At 62.4% G+C, this 3,471-nt stretch carries 3 protein-coding genes; all 3 read left to right on the top strand.

Annotated features, from left to right (window positions below):
* Positions 1–282: IS5/IS1182 family transposase (locus WJW29_RS17365; protein WP_075250873.1), on the top strand; the 282-nt coding region annotated here is incomplete at its 5' end.
* 260 nt (positions 283–542) lie between these two features.
* Positions 543–848 carry a hypothetical protein gene (locus tag WJW29_RS17360; protein WP_011408843.1) on the top strand — a complete coding sequence of 102 codons (306 nt, stop codon included), beginning with the start codon at positions 543–545 and terminating at the stop codon, positions 846–848.
* A gap of 84 nt (positions 849–932) precedes the next feature.
* Positions 933–3,326 carry a methyl-accepting chemotaxis protein gene (locus tag WJW29_RS17355; RefSeq protein ID WP_012444601.1) on the top strand — a complete coding sequence of 798 codons (2,394 nt, stop codon included), beginning with the start codon at positions 933–935 and terminating at the stop codon, positions 3,324–3,326.
* Positions 3,327–3,471 lie beyond the last annotated feature (145 nt).

Here is a 3,471-nt window from a genome sequence, read left to right as displayed (position 1 = left end):
GGTTTAGGTCGGGTGAAACGCCTGCTGTGCGACAGCGGCTACACCGGAGATCCCTTCGCCGAGGGCGTACAGGACATTCTAGGCAAGCATGTCACCGTACAGATTGCCAAGCGCAGCGAGCTGCATACCTTCAAGGTCATGCCCAAGCGCTGGAGTGTCGAACGCAGCTTTGCCTGGCTGGAGAAGAACCGGAGGCTATGGAAGAACTGCGAGCGAAGGCTCAATACCAGCTTGCAGTTCATCCACCTGGCGTTCCTGGCACTGCTGCTCAGGAGATCGTGAACAGGTTCTAAGAGCATTGCGTGTCGGGAGTCTCCCCATTCGCAACGACGCACTCTATTGAAGTGAGAGATAAATCACGTTTTCGGGATTCAAGTTGAACGGCGGCTAGCCGGTAGCTGAATGGAAGCCCGCTTCCACACAACGGGGCACCGCTCGACTTTTGATTTCTGGAGAATCTCAATGAAGTTCCTGCTCTCGCTGCTCCCTGTTGCTGCTCTGGTGATTGTTGCCCCCCCTCGCTGTTGGCCCAGTCGCAGGAAATGATTCCGCCGGAAATGGCGACGCGCTTCGTTGGCAAGGACGGCATGGTGTGCGGCAAGGTCGAAAAGGCCAAGTACGCGCAGAGCTCCGAAGGTGAACCCACCTTCCTGTACATGGGCGGCATGTTCCCGCGTCACACCTTCTCCGCACGCATCGACGGCGCCAACCTCGGCAAGTTCAGCTTCGCCCCGGAAACGCTCGAAGGCAAGGACGTCTGCGTCCTCGGCAAGATCCAGCGCGACAACTCGCGTGCCGAAATCGAAGTCAGCTCCGCGGCCAGTCTGAAGCTCGCCACCATCAAGTAAGCGCCTCGCACATCGCCACGCCCCCGCGCGTGGCGATGTGCTGTTGCGGCCATGCGAACTGACGTCCACGGGGGAATCGTGTCAATGCAATGGATCAACAATCTGAAATTGATGCCCAAGCTGATGCTGGCGTTCGGCATCGTGCTGCTGATCATGCTCGTCCAGGGCATCATCGCCTATTCGGGCCTGGCCTCGCTCAATAACGTCACCCGCGATCTGGCCGGCAATACCATGTCCAGCGTGCGCGAGGCAGGCGATCTGCGCGGTATGCTCGGCGAATACCGCAACGCGGCTTACCAGAACCTGGTGCGCGCCAGCGATTCGGTCAAGCAGGAAGCCAAGGTTCGCTCCAACAAGCTCAACGGCAAGATCGAAGCCACCATCAAGGGCTACCCGCGCCTGATCGAGAGCCCGCAGCAGAAGAAGCTGTTCGACGTGTTCGTGGCCGACTGGAAGAAGGCTTCGGCCTCCTACGCCAGCGTCGCTGAAATGATCGAACTCAATCTGCCCGACGATGCCGTCGACACCTTCGTCGGTGAAACCCGCACCCTGCACAACAAGGCCAAGGATTCGCTGGCTGCGTTGATCGCCGAAGACAACATGCTCGCGCAGGCTGCCAAGACCAAGGCCGAAAAGGTCCACGCCACCTCCGTCTCGCTGACCGTGATGGTGCTGCTGATCGGCATTGCCGGCGGCCTGGGCCTGGCGTTCCTGTTTGCCCGTTCCATCGTCAAGAGCATGCGCGGCGCGGTCACCGCCGCCACCGAAATCGCCGGCGGCAAGCTGGACGGCCAGATCAACGTGCAGGGCCAGGACGAAGTGGGCGAATTGATGCGCTCCATGCAGCGCATGCAGCGCATGCAGCGCGACCTGAAAGAGCGCATCGAACGCGACCAGAGGATTGCCGACGAAAACCTGCGCATTCGTACTGCGTTGGACACGTCCTCGACCGGCACCTTCATCACCGATCCCGAGCGCGTCATGATTTACGCCAACGACGCCTTCAAGAAGATCGTGGCGCAGTACGAAAGCAGCATCCGCCTGGCATCGCCCGAATTCGACGCCAGCAAGGTCATCGGCCAGCACATCAGCTACCTGGGTCTGTCGGATGCGACCGTGCGCAAGGCCATTGCCGCATTGGAACGCGTTGGTGTCACCAGCTTCGAAGAGCGCTTCGGCGAAGTGGTGCTGGCACAGACAGTCACCGCCATCAAGAACGAACAGTGCGAGACCAGCGGCGAAGTCTGCGAATGGCGCGACCGCACCATCGAAGTCCAGGTCGAAGAAGAAGTTGCGCGTATCGTGCGTGACGCTGCCAGCGGCGACATGAGCGGCAGCGTGGAAACCGACGGCAAGCAGGGTTTCTTCCTGCAGCTGGCGCAGCAGCTCAACGGCTTGCTGGATGCCAATGCCGGCAGCCTGGAGCATATCTCGGCCCTGTTGTCCGCGCTGTCGCGTGGCGACCTGACCGTGCGCATGCATGGCGAGTTCAGCGGCGTGTTCGCGCAGATGCGTGACGATGCCAATGCCACCGCCGAGCAGCTGGCCGACATCGTTGGCCACATCAAGCTGTCGTCCGGTGCGATCAACGCAGCCGCTGGCGAAATTGCTTCGGGCAACAGCGACCTGTCGCATCGCACCGAGCAGCAGGCCGCCAACCTGGAAGAAACCGCCGCCTCGATGGAGGAGCTCACCTCCACCGTCAAGCAGAACGCCGAGAGCGCCCGTCAGGCCAACCAGCTTGCCATCGGCGCCACCGGCGTGGCCTCGCAAGGCGGTGAAGTGGTGTCGCAGGTGGTCACCACCATGTCCGGCATCGAAGCCTCGTCCAGGAAGATCGCCGACATCATCAGCGTCATCGATGGCATCGCGTTCCAGACCAATATCTTGGCGCTGAATGCAGCGGTGGAAGCGACACGTGCCGGCGAGCAGGGTCGCGGCTTTGCCGTGGTCGCCTCCGAAGTGCGTACGCTGGCACAGCGTTCGGCCGGTGCGGCTAAGGAGATCAAGGGGTTGATCGACGATTCCGTGCACAAGGTGGCCGAAGGCTCGGCACTGGTCCGCAAGGCCGGTGCCACCATGGCCGAGATCGTGGCCAGCGTGCAGCGCGTGACCGACATCATGGGGGAGATTTCTGCGGCTTCGCAGGAGCAGTCGTCCGGGATCGAGCAGGTCAACCAGACCATCACCCAGATGGACGAAACCACCCAGCAGAATGCTGCGCTGGTGGAAGAAGCCACCGCCGCCGCCCGTTCGATGGAAGAGCAGGCCGGTCACCTGGCCGAAGCGGTGTCGGTGTTCAAACTGGACGAATCGGCTGCGCCGGTTGCGCAGACCGCACGCGTGCGGCCGATCGCCTCGCGCCCGGTTGCAGTGAAAGGCGCCGCCGCCAAGCCGCTAGCGCGGGCAGCGGCCACCGCGGCGCGGCCTGCCACATCCCAGGCCGCGTTGGCCGACGGTCACTGGCAAGAGTTCTGATTCACCGCTGTCACCCACAACGCCCCGGCACGGCCGGGGCGTTGTGCATCTGGGCACTGCATCTGCGTTGATCACCGCGCGCACAGTGCTGCGGAATGCCGGATGGCGGGCGTTGGGCTTGCAATGGCCAGCAAACGCCCGCCCC

This window comes from Xanthomonas sp. JL1, from assembly GCF_038405005.1.
The sequence above is the reverse complement of the archived record's forward strand: the minus strand, read 5'-3'. Positions and strand labels throughout refer to the sequence as shown.

Coding starts and splice junctions, on each gene's coding strand:
- WJW29_RS17360 (WP_011408843.1), top strand. CDS start 543: ATGATTCCGCCGGAAATGGCGACGCGCTTCGTTGGCAAGGACGGCATG.
- WJW29_RS17355 (WP_012444601.1), top strand. CDS start 933: ATGCAATGGATCAACAATCTGAAATTGATGCCCAAGCTGATGCTGGCG.